General features: G+C 41.5%; 25 protein-coding genes. 16 read left to right on the top strand and 9 right to left on the bottom strand.

From position 1 onward, the window contains the following. Positions 1-17 precede the first annotated feature (17 nt). The 4 genes from NSQ76_RS14610 to NSQ76_RS14595 all read left to right on the top strand — a co-directional run bounded on the left by NSQ76_RS14610 (position 18) and on the right by NSQ76_RS14595 (position 4,324). Positions 18-920 carry an alpha/beta hydrolase family protein gene (locus NSQ76_RS14610; RefSeq protein WP_034624288.1) on the top strand — a complete coding sequence of 301 codons (903 nt, stop codon included), beginning with the start codon at positions 18-20 and terminating at the stop codon, positions 918-920. A 46-nt stretch (positions 921-966) separates the two neighbouring features. After that, entirely contained in the window at positions 967-1,719 is a 753-nt protein-coding gene (locus tag NSQ76_RS14605; RefSeq protein WP_034624286.1) for an NAD-dependent epimerase/dehydratase family protein, read from the top strand. Positions 1,720-1,938: 219 nt separating this feature from the next. Beyond that, entirely contained in the window at positions 1,939-2,799 is an 861-nt protein-coding gene (locus NSQ76_RS14600) for a carbohydrate ABC transporter permease (RefSeq protein ID WP_152550506.1), read from the top strand. A gap of 25 nt (positions 2,800-2,824) precedes the next feature. Beyond that, on the top strand, positions 2,825-4,324 hold the full coding sequence (locus NSQ76_RS14595; RefSeq protein WP_024426205.1) for an extracellular solute-binding protein: 1,500 nt from the start codon (positions 2,825-2,827) through the stop codon (positions 4,322-4,324). Positions 4,325-4,369: 45 nt separating this feature from the next. Here NSQ76_RS14595 and NSQ76_RS14590 read toward each other — a convergent pair whose 3' ends face one another. Next, a complete protein-coding gene (locus NSQ76_RS14590; protein WP_034279459.1) occupies positions 4,370-5,212 on the bottom strand; it encodes an aldo/keto reductase in 843 nt (280 codons plus the stop codon). A 10-nt stretch (positions 5,213-5,222) separates the two neighbouring features. Further along, positions 5,223-6,410 (bottom strand): MFS transporter, encoded by a 1,188-nt coding sequence (locus tag NSQ76_RS14585; RefSeq protein ID WP_024426203.1) that lies wholly within the window; start codon positions 6,408-6,410, stop codon positions 5,223-5,225. Between the two features lie 155 nt (positions 6,411-6,565). Between NSQ76_RS14585 and NSQ76_RS14580 the strand changes: the two genes are divergently transcribed. After that, a complete protein-coding gene (locus NSQ76_RS14580; RefSeq protein ID WP_003217763.1) occupies positions 6,566-6,937 on the top strand; it encodes a winged helix-turn-helix transcriptional regulator in 372 nt (123 codons plus the stop codon). Positions 6,938-6,975: 38 nt separating this feature from the next. Here NSQ76_RS14580 and NSQ76_RS14575 read toward each other — a convergent pair whose 3' ends face one another. After that, positions 6,976-9,276, bottom strand: a complete 2,301-nt coding sequence (locus NSQ76_RS14575) for a helix-turn-helix domain-containing protein (protein ID WP_034624283.1) — start codon at positions 9,274-9,276, stop codon at positions 6,976-6,978. Between the two features lie 231 nt (positions 9,277-9,507). On the opposite strand from NSQ76_RS14575, the gene NSQ76_RS14570 reads away from it, so the two are divergent. The 7 genes from NSQ76_RS14570 to NSQ76_RS14540 all read left to right on the top strand — a co-directional run bounded on the left by NSQ76_RS14570 (position 9,508) and on the right by NSQ76_RS14540 (position 14,789). Then, the gene (locus NSQ76_RS14570) at positions 9,508-10,473 is read left to right on the top strand and encodes an ABC transporter permease (protein ID WP_024424886.1); all 966 of its coding nucleotides are present in this window, start codon (positions 9,508-9,510) and stop codon (positions 10,471-10,473) included. An 18-nt stretch (positions 10,474-10,491) separates the two neighbouring features. Next, positions 10,492-11,604, top strand: a complete 1,113-nt coding sequence (locus NSQ76_RS14565) for a glycoside hydrolase family 88/105 protein (RefSeq protein WP_125587179.1) — start codon at positions 10,492-10,494, stop codon at positions 11,602-11,604. Next, positions 11,601-12,125 (top strand): lipoprotein YteS, encoded by a 525-nt coding sequence (locus NSQ76_RS14560; RefSeq protein ID WP_125587178.1) that lies wholly within the window; start codon positions 11,601-11,603, stop codon positions 12,123-12,125. Before NSQ76_RS14565 ends, NSQ76_RS14560 begins: the two co-directional genes overlap by 4 nt. 17 nt (positions 12,126-12,142) lie before the next feature. Continuing rightward, on the top strand, positions 12,143-13,432 hold the full coding sequence (locus tag NSQ76_RS14555; RefSeq protein ID WP_341054518.1) for a Gfo/Idh/MocA family protein: 1,290 nt from the start codon (positions 12,143-12,145) through the stop codon (positions 13,430-13,432). Positions 13,433-13,456: 24 nt separating this feature from the next. Beyond that, a complete protein-coding gene (locus NSQ76_RS14550) occupies positions 13,457-14,140 on the top strand; it encodes a YesL family protein (protein ID WP_034624278.1) in 684 nt (227 codons plus the stop codon). A 54-nt stretch (positions 14,141-14,194) separates the two neighbouring features. Then, positions 14,195-14,506, top strand: coding sequence for a rhodanese-like domain-containing protein (locus NSQ76_RS14545; RefSeq protein ID WP_024424882.1), 312 nt, complete (start codon positions 14,195-14,197; stop codon positions 14,504-14,506). Between the two features lie 100 nt (positions 14,507-14,606). Next, on the top strand, positions 14,607-14,789 hold the full coding sequence (locus tag NSQ76_RS14540; RefSeq protein ID WP_024424881.1) for a sporulation protein Cse60: 183 nt from the start codon (positions 14,607-14,609) through the stop codon (positions 14,787-14,789). 44 nt (positions 14,790-14,833) lie between these two features. Here NSQ76_RS14540 and NSQ76_RS14535 read toward each other — a convergent pair whose 3' ends face one another. From NSQ76_RS14535 to NSQ76_RS14520, 4 genes are all read right to left on the bottom strand, one after another. Then, a complete protein-coding gene (locus NSQ76_RS14535) occupies positions 14,834-15,358 on the bottom strand; it encodes a CbrC family protein (RefSeq protein WP_024426197.1) in 525 nt (174 codons plus the stop codon). 130 nt (positions 15,359-15,488) lie between these two features. Continuing rightward, positions 15,489-17,021, bottom strand: a complete 1,533-nt coding sequence (opuD, locus tag NSQ76_RS14530) for a glycine betaine transporter OpuD (protein ID WP_024426196.1) — start codon at positions 17,019-17,021, stop codon at positions 15,489-15,491. A 140-nt stretch (positions 17,022-17,161) separates the two neighbouring features. Beyond that, complete coding sequence (locus NSQ76_RS14525; protein WP_024424878.1) at positions 17,162-17,359, bottom strand: hypothetical protein; 198 nt, start codon at positions 17,357-17,359, stop codon at positions 17,162-17,164. Then, positions 17,356-18,627, bottom strand: a complete 1,272-nt coding sequence (locus NSQ76_RS14520; protein WP_024426195.1) for a BaiN/RdsA family NAD(P)/FAD-dependent oxidoreductase — start codon at positions 18,625-18,627, stop codon at positions 17,356-17,358. The genes NSQ76_RS14525 and NSQ76_RS14520 overlap by 4 nt, the downstream gene beginning before the upstream one ends. 175 nt (positions 18,628-18,802) lie before the next feature. Between NSQ76_RS14520 and NSQ76_RS14515 the strand changes: the two genes are divergently transcribed. Continuing rightward, a complete protein-coding gene (locus NSQ76_RS14515; RefSeq protein ID WP_251231941.1) occupies positions 18,803-20,425 on the top strand; it encodes a putative polysaccharide biosynthesis protein in 1,623 nt (540 codons plus the stop codon). Positions 20,426-20,441: 16 nt separating this feature from the next. Next, positions 20,442-21,158: a pseudouridine synthase gene (locus tag NSQ76_RS14510; RefSeq protein WP_280149321.1), complete on the top strand. Its 717-nt coding sequence runs from the start codon at positions 20,442-20,444 to the stop codon at positions 21,156-21,158. Between the two features lie 69 nt (positions 21,159-21,227). Here NSQ76_RS14510 and NSQ76_RS14505 read toward each other — a convergent pair whose 3' ends face one another. After that, entirely contained in the window at positions 21,228-21,449 is a 222-nt protein-coding gene (locus NSQ76_RS14505) for a DeoR family transcriptional regulator (protein ID WP_008356419.1), read from the bottom strand. Between the two features lie 370 nt (positions 21,450-21,819). Next, positions 21,820-23,118, bottom strand: coding sequence for an NCS2 family permease (locus NSQ76_RS14500; RefSeq protein ID WP_341054509.1), 1,299 nt, complete (start codon positions 23,116-23,118; stop codon positions 21,820-21,822). A 94-nt stretch (positions 23,119-23,212) separates the two neighbouring features. Here NSQ76_RS14500 and pepV point away from each other — a divergent pair, with 94 nt between their 5' ends. Together pepV and NSQ76_RS14490 are read left to right on the top strand one after the other, a co-directional pair. Beyond that, positions 23,213-24,613 carry a dipeptidase PepV gene (gene pepV, locus NSQ76_RS14495; RefSeq protein ID WP_341054506.1) on the top strand — a complete coding sequence of 467 codons (1,401 nt, stop codon included), beginning with the start codon at positions 23,213-23,215 and terminating at the stop codon, positions 24,611-24,613. A gap of 29 nt (positions 24,614-24,642) precedes the next feature. After that, positions 24,643-25,269, top strand: coding sequence for a Type 1 glutamine amidotransferase-like domain-containing protein (locus tag NSQ76_RS14490; protein ID WP_341054504.1), 627 nt, complete (start codon positions 24,643-24,645; stop codon positions 25,267-25,269). Positions 25,270-25,291: the final 22 nt, after the last annotated feature.

Raw genomic sequence — 25,291 nt, 5'->3', positions numbered from 1 at the left:
AATGAGGAGTGACGTCAATGGAAAAGGAAAGCAAACGTGAACAACTGCTCAGTCTGTTAGGAGAAATGCCAGAACGTCATCGCGTGGAGGCTTATACGTTAAAAATGGAAGAACGTGAATCATATGTAGTGGAAACTCTCATTCTCTCTATGAATGGTGTAGAGGAAGTCCCTGCTTATTTTGTGAAACCGAAGGATACGGTGAAAAAAAGACCCGTTGTGCTGTTCCAGCATTCACATGGCGGGAATTACGTGAATGGCAAGGAAGAGTTGTTAAAAGGTGCTCATTATTTGCAAACGCCTTCATATGCAAAAGAGTTTACGTCTAAAGGATATAGTGTACTGGCCATTGATCATGCAGGGTTTGGTGAGAGAAGAGGGAGAACAGAAAGTGAAATTTTTAAGGAAATGCTTTTAACAGGAAAAGTGATGTGGGGCATGATGCTGTATGAAAGTATGTGTGCGATTGATTATTTGCTGTCTCGATCTGATGTGCTGGCGGACAGGTTAGCTGTCTTTGGGATGTCAATGGGCGGTCTTCTTTCCTGGTGGACGGCTGCACTTGATGAGAGGGTCAGTGTGTGTATTGATCTTTGTGCACAGGTGGACCATCATACATTAATTGAAACGAACAATTTGGACAGACATGGCTATTATTACTATGTACCGAGCTTGGCGAAGCATTTTACAGCAGCGGACATTCAAGAAATGATTTTTCCAAGACCACATTTAAGCTTAGTTGGAAAGCTTGATCAGCTCACGCCTGCTGAAGGCGTTGGAAGGATTCAAAAGGTATTGAGTCAAACCTATGAAGCTGCTTCATTGAAAGAACGATATCAGCTTACCCGTCTTCATGCAGGTCATTTTGAAACAGCCGCTATGCGTCACGAGGCGACACGATTTTTGAAAAAGTGGCTGTAATCAAGAAACGCTTGGACATACTACGTCAAAAGAAAGGAGGAGACAGATGAAAAAAATCACCATCATTGGCGGATGCGGTGTGATTGGACGTCTTTTAACAAAAGCGCTCTCTGCTGAGTACAGCGTCACGATTATTGATCTAACAAGCTGTGTAGAAGGAGTCATTTTAGCCGATGCAGCGAATGAACAGAATCTATATGAGGCAATTCCGCGGGATACAGATGTCATCTTGCATCTTCTAAACATGGACATGACGCATGATGTGATGGATCATGAAGAATTTGCAAAAATGACTGATATTTTTTGGAGGAGTACCTATTATATGTTTCGTTCAGCCGCGCGGCATGGCATACGAAAAGTCATTTTTGCAAGCAGCAACCATGTGACGGATCGTTATGAAGAGGATGGACGCTCCTTACTTGGACGGCAGATTACAACTGACGATGTGCCTGCGACTAAAAATGTCTATGGCATATTAAAGTTTGCTTCCGAACAGCTGGGACGTTTGTTCCACGATCAATCGGGAATGTCTGTCATCAATTTAAGAATTGGAACAGTTGTAACAGATGAGATGAAGGCATTGCACAAAAAGCAAAGAACTAAAAGAACTCTGCTGTCACATGAGGATCTTACAGGTATGATAAAGGCAGCGGTTGAATCGGATATTCCCTTTGGGACCTATTATGCTGTATCAGAAAATGAAGAAAAGCCGTGGTCTACTGAGAAAACGAAGCTGGAGTTAGGCTATGAACCAGATGTCAATACGACAGAAATCCTCGAAGAAAATGATCGAGCATAAGGCATAATCATGTCATGAGCTAATGATCTTATTCTTTTGTTTCATGAGCATAAAAGCACGGCTGACATGATCTATCCAGTTGGTCTGTCAAAATGATTATAGACGCTTTCTTCCCCCGTTTGTTACATTTTAATCACGATATCGTCACAGGCTGCAGCTTACTTTCAGATGAAATGATAACGCTTTCAAAGAAAGGGCGTGATGAACATAGATCGTTCTATTAAAGGCCGATTGTTCAATTTATTTAATTACTCTTTTCTACTCATGTTCGCATTAATATGTGTGCTTCCGTTCATCCATGTCATTGCCGCCTCTTTTGCAACAGTAGAAGAGGTCATCACGAAGAAGTTTATTTTGTTCCCGACGACGTTTTCTCTAGAGGCATATCGATATATTTTTTCTACAGATATTGTGTATCGCAGTCTCATTGTGTCCATTCTTGTGACGTTCGTTGGAACAGCTGTCAGCATGTTTTTGTCCTCACTTATGGCATACGGGCTGTCTCGTCAGGAGCTAAAAGGCCGGAGAACACTGATGTTTCTCGTTGTTTTCACGATGCTGTTTAGCGGAGGTATGATTCCGACGTTTATTGTGGTGAAAACACTTGGTCTGCTTGATACCTATTGGTCACTTATTCTCCCGGTTGCAATCAATGCGTTCAACTTAATCATTTTGAAAAACTTCTTTCAAAACATACCGGCGAGCCTTGAGGAATCAGCGAAGATGGACGGCTGTAACGATTTAGGGATTTTCTTTAAAATTGTGCTCCCACTTTCTTTGCCAGCCATTGCTACTATTTCACTTTTTTATGCCGTGACGTATTGGAATACGTATATGACTGCCATTCTGTATTTAAATGATTCAGTGAAGTGGCCGATTCAAGTACTGCTGAGACAGATTGTCATTGTCTCAAGCGGAATGCAGGGAGATATGTCGGATATGGGCTCATCCACCCCACCGCCAGACCAGACGATTAAAATGGCTGTAATTGTTGTGGCAACCATTCCGGTTCTGCTTGTCTATCCATTTATTCAAAAGCATTTCAACAAAGGAGCATTACTAGGTTCTGTAAAGGGTTAAAAAGATGGAACAACGGAGGGATCATATGGGGAGAAAGAAATTATGGCTGATTGCGTTTGTTCTGTTATTTGCAGCAAGCGGTCTTCTGTCAGCATGTTCAAGTAAAGGGGCAAACTCATCAGATGAGAAGGTTGATTTAGACAAAAAGGTAAAGCTGACATGGATGGCGATTTTATATCATCAGCAGCCGCCGAAGGATTCTGTTTTAAAAGAGATTGAGAAGCTCACAAATACAGAGCTTGATATTACATGGGTGCCTGATGCTGTGAAGGAAGATCGTTTAAATTCCGCTCTTGCAGCAGGGAATTTGCCACAAATTGTGACGATTCAAGACATTAAAAATTCGTCTGCGATTAATGCGTTCAGATCAGGCATGTTCTGGGAAGTCGGTCCTTATTTAAAGGATTATCCAAATTTAAGTAAGATGAACGAACTGATTAATAAAAACGCTTCTATAGACGGCAAGCTTTATGGCATCTATAGAGAAAGACCACTTTCAAGACAAGGGATTGTCATTCGAAAGGATTGGCTTGAAAATTTAAATTTGGATACACCAAAAACATTGGATGATCTGTATGAAGTAGCCAAAGCCTTTACTGAAAAAGACCCGAATCAAAACGGAAAAGCCGATACAATTGGCTTTACGGATCGGAACGATTTAATTTATGGCGCATTTAAAACGCTTGGTTCATATGAAGGAATGCCGACAGACTGGAAAGAAGAAAACGGGAAATTCACGCCGGACTTTATGACAGATGAGTACATGAATACAATGAAATACATGAAAAAGCTGCGCGACAATGGCTATATCAACAAAGACTTCCCAGTGACAAGCAAAACACAGCAGCAGGAATTATTTTCACAAGGAAAAGCAGGTATCTATGTTGGAAATATGGTAGATGCCGTGAACCTGAGAGATGATGCGACAGATAAAAACATGAAAGTTGATATTATCAACCGAATCAAAGGCCCAGATGGCAAAGAACGTGTGTGGGCATCAGGGGGGCATAATGGCATCTTCGCATTCCCTAAAACAAGCGTGAAATCAGAGGCGGAATTAAAGCGGATTTTGGCTTTCTTTGACCGTATTGCCGAAGAAGATGTATATGGTCTCATGACGTACGGTATAGATGGCAAGCATTATAAGAAAGAAGAAGGAAATACATTTGTCAGGGAAGAAAGCCAAGTGAAAGGCTGGCAGACAGATGTACAGCCGCTTGTCAGTCTTGTAGGAATTGATAAACGTTACTTAAAAAATAAAGGGGATGCAGTTCGTTCTAAATATGAAGAGCTAGAAGAAGACAATCAAAACATCATCGTTGCCAATCCTGCTGAAAGCCTGTATTCAGAAACAGCATCAGAGCGTGGAAACGAATTGAAGAAAATCATCGATGATGCGACGTATAAGTTCATTCTTGGTGACATCAGTGAAGATCAATTTCAGAAAGATGTAGAGAAGTGGAAATCCAATGGTGGGAATAAAATCATAGAAGAATATGAAGCTTCCTTTAAAAAATCAAAATGATCAAAAAGAACACCCCCGCAAAGCAAAAAGGCGGGGGTGTTTTGATTAAAAGTCGAAGTTATCTGGATCTGGACCGATACGTTTGTTTTCATTTAAGTCAGAAAGACGTTTCATATCTTCATCAGATAAGACAAAATCAAATATATCAGCGTTTTCCTTTAAACGATGTGCTTTCGTTGATTTTGGAATGGTGATGACACCTTTTTGTACATCCCAGCGCAAAATAATTTGAGCAGGTGTTTTACCGTATGTGTCTGCGAGCTCTGTGATCAGCGGGTGATGCAGCAGTTCACCCTGCATCAGCGGTGACCAAGCTTCCATTTGAATGCCATGAGAGTTCAAATACGTAGAGAGTGTTTCCTGCGTTAGTTTTGGATGAAATTCTACTTGGTTGATCGCTGGTTTGATGTCTGCATCTTTTAATAACTCGTCTAGGTGATGCGGCTGGAAGTTGCTCACTCCGATGGCTCTGACCTTTCCTTCACGATACAAGGTTTCCAGTGCACGCCAAGCTTCTTTGTATTTTCCTTCAACCGGCCAATGGATTAAATACAGATCAAGGTAGTCAAGCTGAAGCTTTTTTAAGCTTTCTTCGTATGCATTTAGAGTAGATTCATATCCTAAATCGGCATTCCACACTTTTGAGGTGACAAAGATGTCCTCACGACGCAGTCCTGTTTCTGCTAAACCAAGCTGTATGCCTCGTCCAACACCTTCTTCATTTCCGTAAATAGCCGCTGTATCAATACTGCGATAGCCTAATTGAATGGCTGTTTTGACAGCATCAACTAATTCAGCTCCATCTTCCACCTTGAATACACCAAGGCCAAAGCCTGGCATGAGGACCCCATTGTTTAATGTTTTTGTACTTTGTAAATGTTCCATCATAAAAACTCCTTTAAATGGTTTGTGTTTGTTCTTTTTGTTCCATTTGATAGCTGATCATCGTAAGAATGGCTGCGATGAGGACCATGATGCCGCCGACCCATCCTGTATGCACAAGACCAAGTGTATCTGTCACGATGCCTCCTAAAAATGAGCCAATGGCAATACCGGCATTAAAGGCAGCGATATTCATAGCAGATGCGACGTCGACCGCTCCAGGTGTGTATCTTTCTGCAAAATCAACGACGGCTACTTGCAACCCAGGCACATTCATGAAAGCAAACAGCCCCATCAGCATGACGGTTCCAATGCCTAACACTGTGAATCCTGCAGTGAAGCTAAGGATAAACAAGATGATGCTTTGGATAATAAACATATAGATCAGTGCTTTCATTGGCTGTTCATTAGCAGCTTTTCCGCCAATGACATTTCCGGCTGCGATCGTGATTCCGTATAAAAGCAGGATCAAGGCCACAGCCCCAGGCGCAAGCCCTGTCACATGCTGCAAGAGAGGAGATAAATACGTGAAGACGACAAAGGTTCCTCCATACCCTGTGGCTGTAATGACAAATAAAAGCAAAATTCTTTTTGTTTTTAATAGGACAGCTTGATCTTTAAAAGATGTTTTCACACCCTGCTTTAATTGAGACGGCACAAGAAAATAGTTGGATATCAGTGCGATTAGACCAATGATCACAATCACACCAAATGATGTCCGCCAGCCGAGCTCATGACCAAGAAATGTCCCGAATGGCACACCTGTCACAGTCGCTACTGTTAAACCAGTGAACATAAAGGCAATCGCGCTTGCCCGTTTTTCTTTCACGACAAGGCTTGCAGCAATCGTAGAACCGATGGACATGAAGATTCCATGGGATAAAGCTGAAATCACCCGGCCGATTAACAGCACTGAAAAAGTCGGGGCAATGGTGGCAAGTGTATTACCAATCAAAAAGACGAGCATAATGAGCAAAAGCAATGTCTTTCTTTTCATCGTGGAAGTAAGAGAAGTCAATATAGGCGCGCCAAATGTCACACCAAGTGCATATAAAGAGACAGTCCAGCCCGCCTGACTGACGCTCACTCCAAAGTCCTCTGAGATCATTGGCAAAAGACCGACACTAATGAACTCAGTTGTTCCTATAGCAAAAGCACTAATCGCTAGTGCGAGAAGAGCAAAATGGTTTTGCTTTTTCTTCATAAGTAAGTTCACATCCTTCTGTGATGACATTTTGATAGACGAAGCCGATCGGCAAGAGTTATTATCTAACATAGATGACGAAAAAAAAAGTACGTACTTTTTTGTAATATAGGTACTAAAAAGTGCCTGTTCGTACAAAGAGGAGTGAACATTCGATGGAAAAGAAAAAATATAATATCTCTGTGGAAGCAACGCTTGAGGTCATAGGCGGGAAGTGGAAGTGTGTGATTTTATGTCATTTGACACACGGGAAAAAACGGACGAGCGAATTGAAGCGGCTCATGCCAAACATCACACAAAAAATGCTGACGCAGCAGCTGAGAGAGCTTGAAAGTGACGGGGTCATTAATCGGATTGTCTATGAACAGGTGCCGCCTAAAGTGGAATATGAATTAAGTGAATACGGACAGTCGCTCGAAAGAATCCTCAATGCGCTATGCGATTGGGGAGCAGCTCATATTGAACGTGTGTATGGAGAGCCGCTTTCCGTGCTGGAAGACAGCATCTTAAATGAACAGTTTAAATAAAAGAGTCCCGCTTTCTTGTGAGAGCGGGACTCTTTGTCTTACGAGCCTTTTTTCTGGTCGCGGTATTTCCCAGGAGTTGTACCTTCCAGCTTTTTGAAGGACCGGATGAAATTTTGCGGGTTTTTATATTTCAGTTTTTCCGAAATTTCTTTGACGGACATATCGGTTTCTACAAGCCAATTTTTAGCGACATGGTGTCTGTAGGAAGAGAGATATTCACTAAAGGAGATATCCATTTCCTTTCTGAAAATACTGCTTAAATAATTTGGATTGTAATGCAGGCGTGTGGCGATTTCATCCAATGTGAGATCTGAGTCGAATTCTTGATGAATAATATGAATGATTTTTTCTGAGATGTTTTTGTATTGTGAGTCTTCACGTGCAGCAAGCTGGTCAATAATTGGCCGAATGATTTCATGTTTCAGCCATGCTTCCGTATCTTCAAAGGTTTTAAATTCAAAAATCGTATCATAGAGCATTTTGTTATCTTCGACCTCAAATAATTCAATGCCCAGCAAATGCATCAGCTCGATTAAATTGTTTAAAAAACGAGCGAGGGCGATATGGTATTCGTGCGGTCCTGCATTTTTAGAGAAAATGGATTGCAGGAGTACATGTAAATAGTGATCCGCTTTGCCTTGATCGCCAGCTTTCATCGCATCAAATAAATCATGCTGCAGCTGCTTTGGAAAATGGGTTTTGAACGTCTTTCCTTGCTGAATATGCTCATATAAGATAATGGACTTTTTCTCTGCTTTAAGTCTGTATTTTAAGGCTTCTTTTCCTTCAATGTAAGCATGTTTTGCCATCGTGAGTTCTTTAAACTGGCGGCTGATTCCAATGCTGATCGATAAACCAAGCTCTTCTTCGATACGCTGCTGAATGCTTTCTGCTAATTGATTTAAATATTCAGTAAACTCTTCATCTGACTTTGAGTGGTTGAGGATAATCGTTGTTTGATGCTGATTGACAACGGTTGGCTGAAGGTGCTCCTCTTGCGGAATAATCTGCTCGATCAGTCCATTGATCGCAAATAAAAGCAAGTCAGCATCTTTTTTTTCATAAGGTGTTCCTTTTAATGTATCGATTTGGGTCACAAGCATGGACAAATGAGACCAGCCCTGAGGAAAGCCTAAGCTTTGGAACCGGTTGTTAACTTCTTCATCTGTCAGCTTTCCAAGCAGCAGCCGTACCATAAAGTATTGCTGTAAGTGTGTCACTTGCTGCTCAATCCGTTCCTCTAAATCATTGTTTTGATCTTTCATTTGTTTAATACTCGATTCAATCAACTCAAATTCATTTTGAAAAGGCTGTTTTTGCAAAAATGATTCATTGCGTGCAAATGACTCGTATAATAAGCGGATTGGTTTATAAAAGTGTCTAGAACCGAACCATGAAAATAGCAATGAAAGCGCTAACAAAATAGTGCAGATAATAAAGGTAATCCACCCAATTGATTTCGTTTGCTGCTTAAGTTCTGGAATAGAAACAAAGGATAGGTACGTCCATTCATTATAATCTGATTTTTGAAATGTGATTTGATAGTTGAGTTCGTCGATCTTCATATCAAATTGGCCTGATCGTTTTTCAAGTGAGAGCACATGTTTGACGATATCTTGATGTTTCAGCGATTCACCAATTTGTTCTTTGCGATTATGTAGCAGCACTTTTCCGTTTGTATCGATCACAAACATACTATCCGATTGAGAGAAGTCAGGCATGTTATCAGCAATGACGCAGCTTGGAATGCTGGCGACAGCAATTCCCTTTTTTTGAACGCTGTTCATAGGCAGTTGTTTGATTAAATTCACATTGTACTTACAAAAGGATGCTTTTCCTTCTTTTGTCGCAACAAGTGGATTATTCTCTTCAAGTGCCCAGCTGGAGTGACTTGGTATATTGAGGTAAGAGGTCAGCGCTTTTTCTTGGTCTTCGCTTGTGACATGATAAAGCCCCGAATTGTTCATGTACCAGTCTTCCATTTTACTGACGAGTGTAATATTGGAAAGATCGGTGTCAAAGGTTTGCAGGTAGTTCAGTTCCTGCTGTACTTGATTATAAAGCTGGAATTGGTCTGGATTTAAAGGTTCTGCCAGTGTTTGAAGGAGAGGCGGCGAACTGACATAGTGAGTGAGAGAATGATCAACAGTTTTTAAAATATGCTCAATATTGGATTGCGTTTGTTTAACGCTGTCGAGCTTTTCATTTGAGATATTTTCAAGTGCTGTTTTTTGTGAATGCTGATAAGAAAAAATGCCGACAATGATAACAGGAATCGTACTAAGTATGAAAAAAAACGTCACTAGCTTGTAATAAAATTTGTACTGCCTTCTTTTCATAAAACCCCCCATTTCAAACAAAACAATCTTTTCCCCTTAATTTATTAATCCAAAAATCTGGTAGGTTTGTCAATAATCATTTTCTGAGATTAGGATCATTTTCTTATGTTTTATGTAACGTTTTGAGTAGCATCACCTATGAAAATATGATCTGTTGATATGATTGTAGACGGATTTTTCATCCTTAAGATACAGTTAACACATGCATGAGCATGAGGGGAGGCTTTATCAATGAAAACAGAGGATGTCACTGCCAAGGGTGTGCCTGCGGCAGCTTTGAAAAGCGAAAAAAGAAAGCGCTTACTTAATCAATTGCTTAGTCAAAAGTTTTTGTATTTAATGATTTTGCCGGGGCTCATTTATTTTATTGTTTTTAAATATGTGCCAATGTGGGGGCTCATCATTGCCTTTCAAGATTACCAGCCGTTTCTCGGCATTCTTGGCAGTGAGTGGGTTGGATTCAAACACTTTATTCGATTGTTTACAGAACCAACATTTTTCATCTTATTAAAAAATACACTGATTTTATTTGCCATGAATGTCGTGATTTTCTTTCCAATTCCGATCTTATTAGCCCTTCTTTTAAATGAAGTGAGATTGGCATTGTTTAAGAAATTTGTACAGACGATGATTTATATCCCTCACTTCATGTCATGGGTGATTGTCGTGTCCTTATCTTTTGTTTTGTTAACAGTAGATGGCGGGTTAATGAATGAATTGATTGCTTTCTTTGGAGGAGAAAAGATTAACTTCCTTCTTAGTCAGGAATGGTTTAGACCGATGTACATTTTACAGGTAATCTGGCGGGAAGCAGGATGGTCAACAATCATTTACCTTGCGGCGATTACAGCGGTAGATCCGCAGCTATATGAAGCAGCAAAAATGGATGGGGCCGGGAGACTGAGACAAATGTGGCACATCACACTTCCTGCCATTAAAAGTGTTATTGTGGTTCTGCTTATTTTAAAAATCGGTGATACGCTTGAGCTTGGCTTTGAGCATGTCTATCTATTACTGAACGCAACGAACCGGGAAGTAGCAGAGATTTTTGATACGTACGTTTATACAGCAGGTCTTAAGCAAGGACAATTCAGCTATAGTACTGCTGTTGGTTTATTTAAAGCAGCCGTTGGACTTATTTTGGTCATGCTGGCAAACCGTTTAGCGAAGAAATTCGGGGAAGAAGGTATTTATTAAAAAAGGAGATGAGGAAGAATGACTTTATCGATTGAAAAGGGATCACCGCTTGAGCATGCAGAGAAATTAGCACAAACCCTTATGAAAGCGTATACACCAATTGAGCTGCCGCCAGCTGGAAGATGGCATTATCATCAAGGGGTTTTCCTTTGCGGCGTCATGAAACTATATGAGGCAACAGGGAACGAGGCGTATTTCGATTATGTGAAAAACTATGCGGACTCACTCATTGATGAGTTCGGAAATTTATTATTTCGCAGGGATGAGCTTGATGCCATTCAAGCAGGACTCATTTTATTCCCTCTTTACGAACGAACGAGAGAGAAGCGGTATGTGCTGGCGGCCGAGAAGCTGCGCGGACTTTATCGTACGCTAAACCGCACGTCTGAGGGCGGATTTTGGCATAAAGACAATTATGCTTATCAAATGTGGCTCGATGGTCTCTACATGGGCGGTCCTTTTGCCTTAAAGTATGCTCAGCTTAAAGGTGAAGAGTCACTAGTGGAGATGGTCATCCATCAAGAGCATCTCATGAGAAAGCATACGAAAGATGAACAAACAGGTCTGTATTATCACGCGTGGGATGAACGAAAAACGATGCCATGGGCTGATCAAAAGACCGGCTGTTCCCCAGAGTTTTGGGCAAGATCGTTTGGCTGGTATGTCCTTGCATTAGCAGATATGATCGAGGATCTGCCCGAGCATCATGAGAGGCGGAAGGTGTGGAAGGAAACGCTGACAGACATGCTGGAAAGTGTGGCAAAGTACCAGGATCAAAAGACAGGTCTCTGGCATCAAATCATTGATAAAGGAAATCACAGTGACAATTGGCTTGAAAGCTCAGGGTCGTGTTTATTCATGTACGCCATGGCAAAGGCCATGAATGAAGGGTATGTGAGCCTCCGTTATGTTGATCATGTGGTCAGAGCATATCAAGGCTTGATTCAGCATAAGACGGCTGAGAAAGAAAATGGTGATTTTACCATCAATGATATTTGTATCGGAACATCTGCGGGATTTTATGATTACTACGTTGGAAGAGAGCGGAGCACAAATGACTTGCACGGGGCAGGCGCTTTTATTATGGCGTTAACTGAGCTAGAAAAGCTGTCTGTTTTTCAAAAGGCATGAGGAGGCAAAAAAGAGCCGTCGTATGGCTCATCAGTTTCATCGCTGCCATTTGTTTATCTGCCTGTCAGGGGAAAACAAACGGGATCGATGTCCTGATTTTTTCTGATATGTCAAAGGGAATGAAAGATCAATTAGTGGAGAAGGCTTTTCAACCGGAACAAGAGACTTATAGCGTCCACATCTTTCCGGCGATTCCTGAAAAGCTTCTTGTTGAAATTACCTCAAAAGAGGGGGACGTGATGCTTGTTCCAGAAGAAATGTTTAGAACGTATGATGATCCTGAAAGCTTTCAGCTGCTGGAAGAGATGAAAATAGGCGATCAAGCAGCAGGACCATATACGGTCGAGGACAAAAAGACAGGGAAAACGGTCGATTATGCAGTTCAAATTAATAAAGGAAAGAAAAAACTCAACGGCTATACCTTTCAATTACACCGAGGTATGGTCGCCTTCATTCCCGTGTATGCTGATAAGTCGGAAGAGGCACTGTCTCTTATGAAGCAGCTTCGTGAAAACCAATAGAAAATGGGGTGGGGAATGTGAAACGGGTCGTGATTTGCGGGCTGAGCCATCGTGCGTTCAATATGTTTATTCAACCGCTCACAGAGGATTTCAATGAGCATTATCGGATTACAGGCCTCCTCGATATAGATCATCAGCGGTATATACTTTGTCAGGAGCGTTTTCCGTCACTCCGGGGCGTTTCGTTTTTTCATGAAGATGCATTTGATCAGATGGTCAAAGAAACAAAACCAGATATCGTCATTGTGGCAGGCAGGGATGACACACATGTCACATATATCATGCAGGCACTTGACCATGATCTAGATGTCATCACCGAAAAGCCGATGGTGACAACAGCAAAAGACGCCAAAAAAGTGATGGAAAAAGAAGCGGAAAGTAAAGGGAAGGTCACGGTCACCTTTAATTATCGCTACAATCCTTTCCATCGAAAGGTAAAAGAACTGATTCTAGACGGGAAAATTGGAAGGGTCACTTCTGTTGAACTGAGCTGGCTTATTGATACGTATCATGGTGCTAGTTATTTCAAAAGGTGGAACCGTACACGTCAATTTTCTGGCGGACTGTCCATTCATAAGTCGACACATCATTTTGATCTGGTCAACTGGTGGATTGATCAAAAGCCGAAGCAAGTATTTGCCTACGGGGCGCTGAACTATTACGGCAGTGAAAGCCCTTGGAATCCCTTGCAAGGGGAGGAAAATAGATTTTGCGGAACATGTCATGTGAAGGATATATGTCACTATGAAGCAAGGTGGAATCCGCGGGTTGAGCGCTCGAAGGTGGAGGACGACCATATTGAATCCGGTCAGGAGCAAACGCAGCAGTACTCAAACTATCGCCCGGATGCGTGCATTTTTGATCAGGAAATTGATATTGAGGATACATATGTGGCGTCAGTCGCTTATGATCAAGGGGCTCTGCTCAGCTATTCGATTCAATTCTCAGCCCCATATGAAGGCTACCGTCTGGCCATTAATGGGACGAAGGGGCGTATTGAAACAAATGAGTTTCATGTGCCATCAAGAATTCCTTTTCAATTCCCAGAACAAACAATTTCTTATTACCCGATGTTTGGATCAAAGGAGACGATTGAAGTCGTGAAGCAGCCAGGTGGACATGGCGGCGGAGATCCTCTGCTATTGGCTGATTTATTTATAGGAAAAGATCCCTTGATTCACTATGACATCTTAGCAGGAGCAGAGGCTGGAGCTTATTCGATTGCTCTTGGGGAAGGCATGTGGCGCTCTGTTACAGAAAATCGCCCAATTGAAATCGATGAATTGTTTCATAAAGAGACGGTGTAAAGAGAAAGAGAGGAGGGGAAAGAGATGGATCATGATGGTTCAATGAGCAGAATGCTGAGGATGTGTGAGTGGGTGATGAGACTCGCCTATACGAATTTGTTATGGCTTTTGTTCACCATTCTAGGGCTTGGCGTTTTTGGCTTGATGCCCGCGACCACTGCGTTATTTTCCGTGATGAGAAAGTGGATTCAAGGTCATGAGCAAGTCAATGTATTCCGCACTTTTTGGAAGGTATTCAGGGAGGAGTTTGTACGCTCTAACATCATTGGAGTGGTGCTATTCATCATTGGAACGATTATTTATGTCGACCTTGCTTATATTTATCCGACGAGCTGGCTTTTACATGTGCTTCGCTTTGCTATATATATTTTCGGTTTTCTGTTTATTGTGAGCTTATTTTATATTTTTCCGCTGCTTGCTCATTACGATTGGAAAAAACGTCTCTATCTGAAATTCTCTCTTCTGCTTGGTATCTCATACTTGCAATATACACTCTCTATGCTTGTTTTCTCGGCTGTGCTGTTTGTTCTGTTTGCTTATTTACCGGGAATCGTGCCGTTTTTTAGTGTGAGCATACTCGCCTACGGTCATATGTGGCTGGCCTATCAAGTCTTTAAAAAGGTAGAGTTTGAAATTAAGCACGAGACAGCAGAAGTGAAAAAGCGGCTGCCGTCTTTCCTTCAATCGAAGCGGGTGAATACGCAGTGAAGTGAATCATTTGCTATAATGGTGTCACCGTAATGAAAAGGAGAGATGAGAGTCGTGTCAGTGAAAGAAATTTCAATAGAAGAATTAAAACAAAAGCTGGAGCAGGAAGATGCCATTCAGCTTGTCGATGTACGTGAGGATGAAGAGGTAGCAGAAGGGATGATCCCGGAAGCGATCCACATTCGAATGGGCGATATCCCTGAGAAGCTGGATGCATTCGATCAAACGCAGGAATATTATATTATTTGCCGCTCTGGTAAACGTAGTGAAAATGTCTGCTATTACCTAGAAGATCAAGGCTACCAAGCAACAAATGTCGTTGGCGGGATGCTTGCTTGGACAGGAGAAACAAAACCGAAGCTGTAATTAGAAGGCCTTTCATCTTAACGATGAAAGGTTTTTTTGTTCATATGCCTCTCTCTATGTGCATAAAGATAGAGTAGCGAGAGAAGGGAGAGTGGCATAGGTGCTAAAGGTAGCTGTATTTGATGAAGAGCATGAGAAAGATTTGCAGAGCGAAATTAATCATTTTTTAAAAGGAATGGATGACGACCAAATCATTGACATCAAGTACAATGTAGCGGTGATCTGTGAGCAGGGAGGGGAACAGCTCTACTGTTTTTCTGCACTCATTTTATATAAAAAATAGACGGCATCAAAAAAGGACCTGCTTGAAGGGTCCTATTTCTTTGATTAGCTGGCGTCAATATATAACCGGTGCTTGTTGCAGTGAACACATTGAAAAAGATAGCCTTGTAAGTCTCCTCCGTTGACGAGCCATTGCTTTAGGTTCTCTTTCGTTAATCCTTCGCCGCTGCAAATGTCTTCGATATCCTCGGCGAGTTCTTCCTCTAGATGTTCAATCTCTTTCCAGCCGACATACTGGACGATTGCGCAAAAATCTCCGCAATGACTTAACCAATATTCCTGCTGCCATCCGCGATAGCCTGGCGTTCTGAAGATCAGCTCATCGATATATTCCTCTTGATCGACGTCATCACAGCTTGCATCGTCTTGAAAGGTTCCATTGTATTTTTTCGCCGCTGATCCATCTTTAATGCACCAAGGACAAATTCCCTCTACATCTTCAACAGTATAAAAAGGGCCATGGTACACATAATCTCTTTCTTTCTCACAAACAGGACATGTCGTATGCTCTTTTTTGATCACGTTTAACGAAACTGGATCTGGGTTGTACTTGAACGTAGGTAACGTCATATAAACCTCCATTATGTAGAAAGTGATGATTCATCACTATTTTAAAGGAATCCTCAAGCTCGCGACAATCTTAAATTGTATATATAGAAAAAAGCCGTTCGGATAAGGAACGGCTTTTTCTCGCTTGCGATTATGCTTTTTTTACTCTTGGACTTCTTGGTTTATTGACTTGATTGGTTTGTTTGATGATTCTTCGTTCATCATTTAGTGATTTATACAGCGAGACAATCATCAATATAATGACAACGGAGAAAGGCAAGGCTGCGAGCTTGGCTGTATTTTGCAGGGCTTCAAGTCCCCCTGAAAATAAAAGCACAGCAGCAACAGCCGATTGGATAATGCCCCAGCTGACTTTGACACTGCCAGAAGGGTTCAATGATCCGTAGGTTGTCTGCATTCCAAGCACAAATGTAGCTGAATCAGCCGATGTAATAAAGAATACGGCGATTAAAATGAGTGCCAGTATCGATGTAATCATCGCCAGCGGATATTCATTCAGTACACCGAAGAGCATCGTTTCAGTTGAAAGACCTGCAACATCGACAATATTCTTTTGCTGTAAGTCCATTGCAGATACACCGAAAATCGAGAACCATAGGAAGACTAGGATGGAAGGAGCGACTAAGACACCCAATAAAAATTCGCGAATTGTTCGCCCGCGTGACACTCTAGCGATAAAGATCCCGACAAATGGAGCCCAAGAGATCCACCATGCCCAATAAAAGATCGTCCATCCATTAATCCATTCTCTCTTTTCAGGATCATTTGGAGATAGACGGAAGCTCATTTGAACGATATTGGATAAGTATTGTCCAATCGAGTCAGTAAATGAATTTAAGATAAAAACAGTTGGACCTACCAAAAGTAAGAAAAACATCAGAACAGCTGCTAATACCATATTGATATTACTTAAGTATTTAATGCCTTTTCCAATCCCGCTTAAAGCAGATGCAAGGAAAAGCACCGTCACAATGATAATAATGATCAATTGTGTGCTAAAGGCAATTGGAATATGAAAAAGATAATTCAATCCACCATTTATTTGTGCCGCACCTAATCCTAGGCTTGTTGCAACACCAACCACAGTTGCAAATACCGCAATACAATCGATGGTTTTACCGATCCATCCGTGAATTTTATTTCCTAAAACAGGCTGCAGTGTTGCACTGATTAAACCAGGTGCATCTTTTCTAAATTTAAAGTAAGCAATGCAAAGTGCAACAATGGCATAAATAGCCCATGCATGAAGCCCCCAGTGGAAAAATGTATAGCGAAGGGAATCGCGGAAGGCCTGCGCAGTTTCAGTCTCCCCTGTTGGTGACTGAATAGCATAGTGGCTGATCGGTTCAGCTGCTCCGTAAAAAACAAGACCAATTCCCATACCGGCACTAAATAGCATAGCAAACCAAGAAAATAAACCAAATTCAGGCTCTTCCCCCGGTTTTCCTAGCGTAATCTTACCGATTGGGCTAAAGATAAAGAATAGACAAAAGCCGACAAGCAGTGATACCACTAACAAGTAATACCAGCCAAAGTCATTTGTAATGTATGTTTGAATTTGATCTGTGACATTTTGCAATGTGTCTGGAGAAAACGCTCCCCACATCACGGCAACAAATGTGATCGCAATCACAATCCAAAATACACTTGATACGTTTTTCACACCATCTCACTCTCCTGTTGTTCTACACGTTTAAGCAGAGGACTTCGCTTAATATCCCCTAACTCAACTTATTTCAAACAAAAAGAGGCGAGCTTCTCACTCGACCTCTACTTTACCGTAACATGTTTTGCTTCCATTTATCAACTATCGATATGGGAAGACGATTTTTCCTCAATCCGTTTGCGAAGACGGTAGACATATTCTTTTAAACATACGGCGAAAATGGTAAACGCCAAAACAATGGCGACTTTTAACGGGGTAATGGACAGCTTCAAGAAAACAGCGGCTGTCAAACTGATAACGACCGCAAGAACAATCGGTAATGCACGTCTGATCATTGATCTCTCTCCTTTGCTTCTAGTGCAGCATTCATGCCGGCAAGCCTGCCTGTCACAAGTGCTGATGTGATATTGTAGCCGCCTGTGTAGCCATGGATGTCTAAAATTTCTCCACAGAAATAAAGACCGGGCATTTTTTTAGACGCCATTTTCTTCGGTTCAATTTCCTTCACAGAAACGCCGCCTCCTGTCACAAACGCTTTGTCCAAGGATAGCGTACCATTTGCATGCACAATAAAATGTTTACAATCATGGGCAAATGCACGCAGTTTATCCTTGGCTAGACCAGAGAATGTGTCTTGTGGATCAATCCCGTTCCGTTCTAACAGAAACAATAAATAGCGTTCTTGCATCCAAGACTTGAGGACATTTTTAATGGCTTTCTTCGGTTCATCTTTAAGGTCACGATGAAGCTTCTGGAACAGCTCCTCGTCATTCAGCTTCGGATATAAGTCTATTTGCAGGCGGACTGTCGGCTGTTTTTTCAATTCCTTCACAACAAATCCGCTGCATCTAAGAACAGCTGGACCTGATAAACCAAAGTGAGTAAAAATCATATCCATGACATGTGTGACGACGGGTTTTCCTTTTTTATTTAAAACACTGACAGCCACACTTCTTAAAGAAAGACCTTGAAGCACTTTTTCTTTAATAAATCGTTCATCGGATGTGACCGGTACCTCTGTTGGGAAGAGCTCTGTAATGGTATGACCGGCTGCTTCTGCCCATGCATAGCCGTCACCAGTAGAGCCGGTATGCGGCACACTTTTTCCGCCGACAGCAATGACGACAGACTTACTTGAAATTTTTTCATCATTATTTGTAACAATTCCAGCTGCTTGTCCGTCTTGATACAGAACTGTTTTAATTTTTTCGTTCGTTCGAATGGTGACATTGAGGGCTCGGAGCCTGTCTAGAAGGGCATCCACAACAGATTGTGCTTTGTTTGAGACAGGGAACATACGTCCATGGTCTTCTTCTTTTAGTTCAATGCCAAGGTTTTCAAAAAACGAAATAATATCCTCGTTGTTGAACTCAGAAAATGCACTATATAGAAAACGGCCGTTTCCGGGAATATGTTTGATGATTTCTTCTACTGGAAGGCGATTGGTGACGTTACAGCGTCCGCCGCCAGAAATGGCCAGCTTTCTGCCAAGTTTGTTTCCTTTGTCAATTAACAGAACAGTCGCACCGTGCTCTGCTGATGCAATCGCGGCCATCAGCCCAGAAGGTCCGCCGCCAATGACAATGACATCATAATGTTTCATGTTACATTCCTCTTTCTACTTTCAGTCATTTTTCTATTATAACGAAGATTAGGGAAGGCTGAAATATGAATTGATTGGTTTTGTGACTTCCGTATTGGATTTGTTACCTGTGTATTGAATTGATGTGGTAAAATAGTTAAGTTGAATATTCATTAGAAAAATGGTGGTTAAGCGCATGTCTAATAAACTGCTTCGTGGTACGTTGGTTTTAACGATAGGGACGTATCTCTCTCGTATTCTTGGTATGATTTATTTAATTCCATTTAGCGCAATGGTTGGAGCTACTGGTGGTGCGCTATTCCAATATGGATACAATCAGTTTACGATTTTCATTAGCATTGCTACTCTGGGTTTTCCAGCAGCAGTGTCTAAATTTGTTTCAAAATATAATGCGATTGGTGACTTTGAGACAACAAGAAAAATGTTTAGAGCCGGCATGTCTGTCATGCTTGTTTCAGGTATCATTGCTTTTAGTATTTTATATTTATCAGCCCCGATTTTTGCTGAGATACAGCTCGGCGGATCAACCGAAACTGGTGGACTAACGGTTGACCAAGTGACATATGTAATTAGAATGGTGAGTTTGGCTCTCTTAGTTGTCCCGATTATGGGTCTTATACGTGGGTTTTTCCAAGGGCATCAAATGATGGGACCAACAGCAGTTTCTCAAGTTGTTGAACAGATAGTCCGAATTATCTTCTTGTTGACGGCAACTTATGTCATTTTAAAGGTGCTTAACGGGGGGCTTGTCATCGCAGTAGGATATGCTACTTTTGCTGCTCTGATTGGTTCTTTTGGAGGTTTATTCACGTTATATGTATATTGGATCAAGCGGAAAGATAAATTACTTGCGATGCAGCCTAATTCTGGACCAAATTTAGGTCTTGGATATAAAAAAATATTTGTTGAGTTATTTAGTTATGCTGCTCCATATGTTTTTGTTGGACTAGCTATTCCTCTATACTCTTACATTGATACTAATACTATTAATAAAGCAATGATTAATGCTGGTTTTAAAGATATAAGTACTGCAGTACTTTCTATAGTTACTTTATATTTACCTAAGCTTGTAATGATTCCAGTATCATTAGCGACCGCATTTGGTTTAACATTAATTCCAACTATCACAGAATCTTTTACATCACGAAATTATAAATTATTAAATCGACAAATTGATCAAACGATGCAAGGCGTTCTATTTTTCGTGCTGCCTGCATCATTTGGTATCTCGGCATTGGCTGGACCGGCTTATTGGTTTTTCTATCCGTCTGTTCATCCTGAGATTGGGATTTCCATTTTGTTCTGGTATGCACCTGTTGCATTATTGTTTTCTTTATTCACCATTAATGCAGCGATTCTGCAAGGGATCAACAAACAAAAATTTGCGATCGTCAGTCTTTTGTTAGGGATCATTATTAAAACGGTTCTGAACATCCCGCTAATCAGCTGGCTGCAAGGAAATGGTTCTGTATTGGCAACAGCATTAGGCTACAGTGCGTCCATCTTGTATATGTTTATCATGATTAAACGCCATGCCGGCTATTCGTTCCGCAGAATTTTCAAACGTTTTATTCTCATTGGTATTTTAACGGCGATCATGGCTGTCGTGGCATATTTGACAAGTCAGCTTGTGAACCAAGTAATTTCTTATGAAGACGGAATTTTACAAGCGGGTATCGTCATTTTGATTTCCATGATCACTGGTGGCGGTGTGTATATGTACTTGTCTTATAAGGTGGGATTACTAGAGCGTGTACTGGGCAGCCGTATGCCGAAATTTTTAAGAAAAAAGAGTTAAGAAGAGGTAGATATTCATGAGGCTTGATAAATTACTTGCTAACAGCGGCTTTGGTTCAAGAAAAGATGTGAAAAAGCTTGTCAAAGCCCGGGCGGTCACAGTGAATGGAGAAGTGGCAAAGCAGGTGAAAGATCATGTTGATCCATCAAATGATGAAGTACTCGTACACGGAGAGCGTGTAGAATATAAAGAATTCATTTACTTAATGATGAACAAGCCAGACGGGGTGATCTCGGCAACTGAAGATCTGCGGGATGAAACGGTTGTTGATTTACTTGAGCCGGAGGATATCGCAAGGGAGCCATTCCCTGTGGGGAGACTGGATAAGGATACGGTCGGTCTCCTTCTCCTCACAAATGATGGACAGCTTGCTCATCAATTACTTTCCCCAAAAAAGCATGTGCCAAAAACGTATGAGGTTCATTTGAAAAATCCTTTAGGAGATCAAGACATTAAGTGTCTTGAAGAGGGCGTTGTCATTTTAGATGATTATCACACGAAGCCGGCGAAGGTGGAAGTAGATGCAAATGAAGAGGAAGATACACGCATCCGTTTGACGATTACTGAAGGGAAGTACCATCAAGTGAAGCTGATGGCGCAAGCGGTGGGAAATGAAGTGATCTTTTTAAAAAGGCTCTCGATGGGGGCAGTCTCTTTAGATGAAGATCTAGCACCCGGAGAGTACCGTGAATTGACGGATGAAGAATTAGACAGCTTAATGAATCGTGAATAACGTAAGAACAAAAGAAAAGAACCGGCATATCGCCGGTTCTTTTTGTTATATGGACAATTCATTATACGCTTAAGATGATATTTTTACTTTTTTTCTCGTTGTTTCCCATTTGCCTCTGCTTGGACTATGAACAAGATCGTTATAGGCAAGCACGTTTAAGTCTCTTTGAATGGTTCTAGGTGTGATCCCGAATTCATCAACCAGCTCTTGTGTCGTCACAAGACCTTTCTCTTGAATGAACATATAGACTGATTTGATTCGAGTCATCATACGGTTTGTTGAAGGTTTCAAAAAACCACTCCCTATCAATAAGATCGGATGGACTTGACTAACCACAACTTACTACACTAAAACTGCGAAATAAGGACAAGCAACAATGGTAAATGTTCGTGTTTCTTAATGTTTTATTCTATTATACACGTTATTATGCATCTAGTTCCACCAAAAAGTCAACTTTACGTGTTTTTAAACTTGTCTTCATGAAATAAAATATGGTATATATCATGATTTGAATCCGGTTACAACCCAATAATGATAAGGGATGCGATTGAAGCTGACATTTTTAAATTCCGCAAAATAATCACAGAAAATTTACAAAATAAAAAATTCAGTGAAGGCAAAAAGGCACATTCCATATGAGGATGTGCCTTTTTTGTTTCTGTTATCCTTCTAAGAAAAAGAGCTGAATGAAAAATAAGACCGCAAAGATGAGAACAAGCACATGTACTTCTCTCCATTTCCCTTTTGCCAATTTCACAAGCGGATATGAAATAAATCCAAGTGAAATTCCTGTAGAGATACTAGAAGTCAGCGGCATCGAAAGAATAACAAGGAAAGCAGGGAATGCCTCGTCTAGTTCGTTCCAGCGAATGCGTGACACCGAGTTCATCATCAAGCAGCCAACAATGATTAAAACAGGTGATGTGATCGATGGTAAAGAAGAAATAGCTTGAACGAGCGGGCCGAAAAATAATGCCACAATAAACAGTGCAGCGACCGTTAAAGACGTCAGCCCAGTTCTTCCGCCAGCAGCTACTCCTGATGATGATTCAATATAAGCAGTGGTTGGGCTTGTACCAAACATAGAACCAACCGTTGTTGCAGCAGAGTCAGCGAGCAGGGCTCTGCGCACTTTTGGCAGCTGGCCATTTTTCACTAGTCCCGCTTGTTCTGCAACGCCGATCATCGTGCCTGTTGTATCAAAAATCGTCACCAGTAAGAAGGAGAAGACGACAGCATACAAATGATGAGAGAACACGTCACCAAAGGCAGCGATTGGATTTGTAATCAGCATGCCTTCAGGCAGTGCAGGGATGTCCATCAGTGTTTTAGGGAAATGAAGCTGGCCGGTTGCGAGCGCAATCAATGTGGTCGCTAACATGCCGATAAACAGTGCACCATTTATTTGAAGCACCATTAAAATAACCGAAATCATTAAGCCGACAAGCGTTAAAATGACAACAGGCGAGCTTAAATTGCCAAGCTTCACAAGGTTTTCTGGATCAGCAGCGATGATCCCAGACTGACGAAGGCCGATAAATGCAATGAAAAGCCCGATTCCTGCTGTAATACCGTACTTTAAATTATCTGGAATGGCTTGAATCAGTTGTTTTCTAAGGGATGTTAACGATAAAATAATAAAGAGTATACCAGCAACAAATACCGCACTAAACGCTGTTTGATAGCTGATGTCGCCACCGCCGACAACGGTAAAGGTGAAATAGACATTCAGCCCCATGCCTGGTGCAATGGCAATCGGATAATTTGCAAATAGTGCCATCCAGAGCGTACCGACAACAGCAGCGATGATTGTTGCAGTAAAGACTTGGTCAAAAGGAATACCTGCTTTTGAAAGAATTCCTGGGTTGACGGCAACAATATAGACCATAGTAAAGAATGTCGTCATACCAGCGATTATTTCTTTCTTTATGTTGGTTTGATTTTCTTTTAACTGAAACATAAAATCCTCCATTTACGAACATTATTACAAAACAATTAATATAATATTCGTTTTAAGGGTGGATTGCAACCTTTTTTCAAGGAGGAATGGAAAAATGAATTGGGAAGCTGAAGTAATACGAAAAAAAGACGACTTAATTCAGGACACACAATCTTTTTTACAAATTGAAAGTGTCCTTGATGAAGAAGGCGGCAAAGAAGGAAAGCCATTTGGTGAAAAAGTCGATGATGCCCTGCAGTATATGCTGAAAAAAGGGGAAGACGAAGGCTTCACAGTCAAGAATGTCGACGGCTATGCAGGTCATATTGAATATGGAGAAGGCGAAGACATTGTAGGTGTGCTCTGTCATGTGGACGTGGTGCCTGCTGGCGACGGCTGGACAACCCCGCCATTTTCAGCTGACATCAGAGAAAATAAAATCTTTGCACGCGGGGCTATTGATGACAAAGGCCCAACCATGGCGGCATTTTATGCGCTGAAGATCTTAAAAGATACTGGTTTGCAGCTGTCGAAAAAAATTAGAATGATCATTGGAACAGATGAAGAAAGCGATTGGCGCTGTGTGGACCATTATTTCAAGCATGAGGCGATGCCGCAAATCGGATTTGCACCAGACGCCGATTTTCCGATTATTCATGCGGAAAAAGGGATTATTGATGCCACCCTGTCATTTACATATCAACAAACAGCGAATCATCAGCTCTATACGCTGAAGCAATTTACATCGGGTATGAGGCTCAATATGGTGCCAGATGAGGCAGCTGCTATTGTGACTGCTGCACAGGCACACGATGCTGAATTAATAAAAACAGCTTTCGAAGCCTATCTTGCTGATCATCAATTATCTGGTGAGGTAAAAAGTGCAGCGGATGGACTGCATTTTACATTAAAAGGGGTATCTGTTCATGCCATGGAGCCGGCGCATGGGATAAATGCGGGCATTCATATGGCGAATTTCTTATGCGGACACGAATTAGATGAGCAGGGACTTTCCTTTACTTCCCAAATCAACGCTTTATTTGATCAGGATACAAGAGGACAAAAGCTGGGAATTGCTTGCAAAGATGAGATTAGTGGAGATTTGACGTTGAATGTTGGGACAATCCGCTATAAACAGAATGAGGAAGCAAAGCTAGGGTTAAATGTCCGCTATCCAGTGACAGCAGACGGCAAGGACGTCAAAAAAGGAATTGAAAGCATCAAAGGGGCGGCTCTTCTAAAATTCGAAGACAGTCCTCCGCATCACGTCTCAAAAGATCATCCGCTTGTGAAAACCTTGCAGCGGGTATATGAGGAACAAACGGGAGATCCTGCAAACCTTATTGCCATTGGGGGAGGAACGTATGCGAGATCTTTAGAAGCAGGCGTTGCCTTCGGACCTCTATTTCCTGGCAGACCAGACTGCGCCCATCAAAAGGATGAATATATTGAAATTGATGACTTACTGAGAGCAACAGCTCTTTATGCACAAGCCATGTATGAATTAGCAAAATAGAAATTGGAAAAGAGAAGAGGGGATTCACAGTGAAAAAAATGTTCTTATGCTCTTCATTCAAAGACAGCTATTCTCTCTTATCTGACTTTGCGGGTGAATCTTTAAAAGGAAAGCGCGTGACTTTCTTTCCAACGGCAAGTGCTGTAGAAGAAGTCACGCACTATGTAGAGGCAGCGAAGGAAGCCTTTCAGCAATTAGGGATGCAGATTGAGACTGTGCAGATAGATGAACAGTCCGCTGGAGAGATCGCACAGATGATCAAACAAAATGATGTGATCTACGTTTCAGGAGGCAACACTTTTTATTTATTGCAGGAGTTAAGAAAGCATCGTCTCGATGACGTGTTGAAAGAAGAAATCAACAACGGCAAGCTGTACATCGGAGAATCTGCGGGGAGTATCATCATGGCGCCAAGCATTGAATATATCTCCCTGATGGATGAACAAAAGAAGGCGCCGGAGCTTTCATCATTTCAAGGTGTCAATGAAATAAGCTGCTATCCAGTACCGCATTTGCATAATGCCTATTTAGGCGAGGCTGCGCAGCAAATCACAGAGAAGTATCAGCAGACGCTCGATTTATGTCCGCTTACTGATGAACAGGCTTTACTTATCAGAGGGGAACAGGCTGAGGTGAAATCAGTCAAAATATCTTAACTGTGAAATGAAGAAAAAGGAA

It is taken from the genome of Bacillus sp. FSL M8-0256, from assembly GCF_038005765.1.
GTDB classification, from domain to species: Bacteria; Bacillota; Bacilli; order Bacillales; family Bacillaceae; genus Bacillus; species Bacillus safensis.
Note: the sequence above shows the minus strand (reverse complement) of the source record. Positions and strands in the feature narration are given on the sequence as shown.

What these genes read in the sequence shown, in the direction of transcription:
- NSQ76_RS14610 (WP_034624288.1), top strand. Translation starts at nt 18, where the DNA reads ATGGAAAAGGAAAGCAAACGTGAACAACTGCTCAGTCTGTTAGGAGAA.
- NSQ76_RS14605 (WP_034624286.1), top strand. Translation starts at nt 967, where the DNA reads ATGAAAAAAATCACCATCATTGGCGGATGCGGTGTGATTGGACGTCTT.
- NSQ76_RS14595 (WP_024426205.1), top strand. Translation starts at nt 2,825, where the DNA reads ATGGGGAGAAAGAAATTATGGCTGATTGCGTTTGTTCTGTTATTTGCA.
- NSQ76_RS14590 (WP_034279459.1), bottom strand. Translation starts at nt 5,212, where the DNA reads ATGATGGAACATTTACAAAGTACAAAAACATTAAACAATGGGGTCCTC.
- NSQ76_RS14585 (WP_024426203.1), bottom strand. Translation starts at nt 6,410, where the DNA reads ATGAAGAAAAAGCAAAACCATTTTGCTCTTCTCGCACTAGCGATTAGT.
- NSQ76_RS14580 (WP_003217763.1), top strand. Translation starts at nt 6,566, where the DNA reads ATGGAAAAGAAAAAATATAATATCTCTGTGGAAGCAACGCTTGAGGTC.
- NSQ76_RS14575 (WP_034624283.1), bottom strand. Translation starts at nt 9,276, where the DNA reads ATGAAAAGAAGGCAGTACAAATTTTATTACAAGCTAGTGACGTTTTTT.
- NSQ76_RS14570 (WP_024424886.1), top strand. Translation starts at nt 9,508, where the DNA reads ATGAAAACAGAGGATGTCACTGCCAAGGGTGTGCCTGCGGCAGCTTTG.
- NSQ76_RS14565 (WP_125587179.1), top strand. Translation starts at nt 10,492, where the DNA reads ATGACTTTATCGATTGAAAAGGGATCACCGCTTGAGCATGCAGAGAAA.
- NSQ76_RS14560 (WP_125587178.1), top strand. Translation starts at nt 11,601, where the DNA reads ATGAGGAGGCAAAAAAGAGCCGTCGTATGGCTCATCAGTTTCATCGCT.
- NSQ76_RS14550 (WP_034624278.1), top strand. Translation starts at nt 13,457, where the DNA reads ATGGATCATGATGGTTCAATGAGCAGAATGCTGAGGATGTGTGAGTGG.
- NSQ76_RS14535 (WP_024426197.1), bottom strand. Translation starts at nt 15,358, where the DNA reads ATGACGTTACCTACGTTCAAGTACAACCCAGATCCAGTTTCGTTAAAC.
- NSQ76_RS14525 (WP_024424878.1), bottom strand. Translation starts at nt 17,359, where the DNA reads ATGATCAGACGTGCATTACCGATTGTTCTTGCGGTCGTTATCAGTTTG.
- NSQ76_RS14520 (WP_024426195.1), bottom strand. Translation starts at nt 18,627, where the DNA reads ATGAAACATTATGATGTCATTGTCATTGGCGGCGGACCTTCTGGGCTG.
- NSQ76_RS14515 (WP_251231941.1), top strand. Translation starts at nt 18,803, where the DNA reads ATGTCTAATAAACTGCTTCGTGGTACGTTGGTTTTAACGATAGGGACG.
- NSQ76_RS14510 (WP_280149321.1), top strand. Translation starts at nt 20,442, where the DNA reads ATGAGGCTTGATAAATTACTTGCTAACAGCGGCTTTGGTTCAAGAAAA.
- NSQ76_RS14500 (WP_341054509.1), bottom strand. Translation starts at nt 23,118, where the DNA reads ATGTTTCAGTTAAAAGAAAATCAAACCAACATAAAGAAAGAAATAATC.
- pepV (WP_341054506.1), top strand. Translation starts at nt 23,213, where the DNA reads ATGAATTGGGAAGCTGAAGTAATACGAAAAAAAGACGACTTAATTCAG.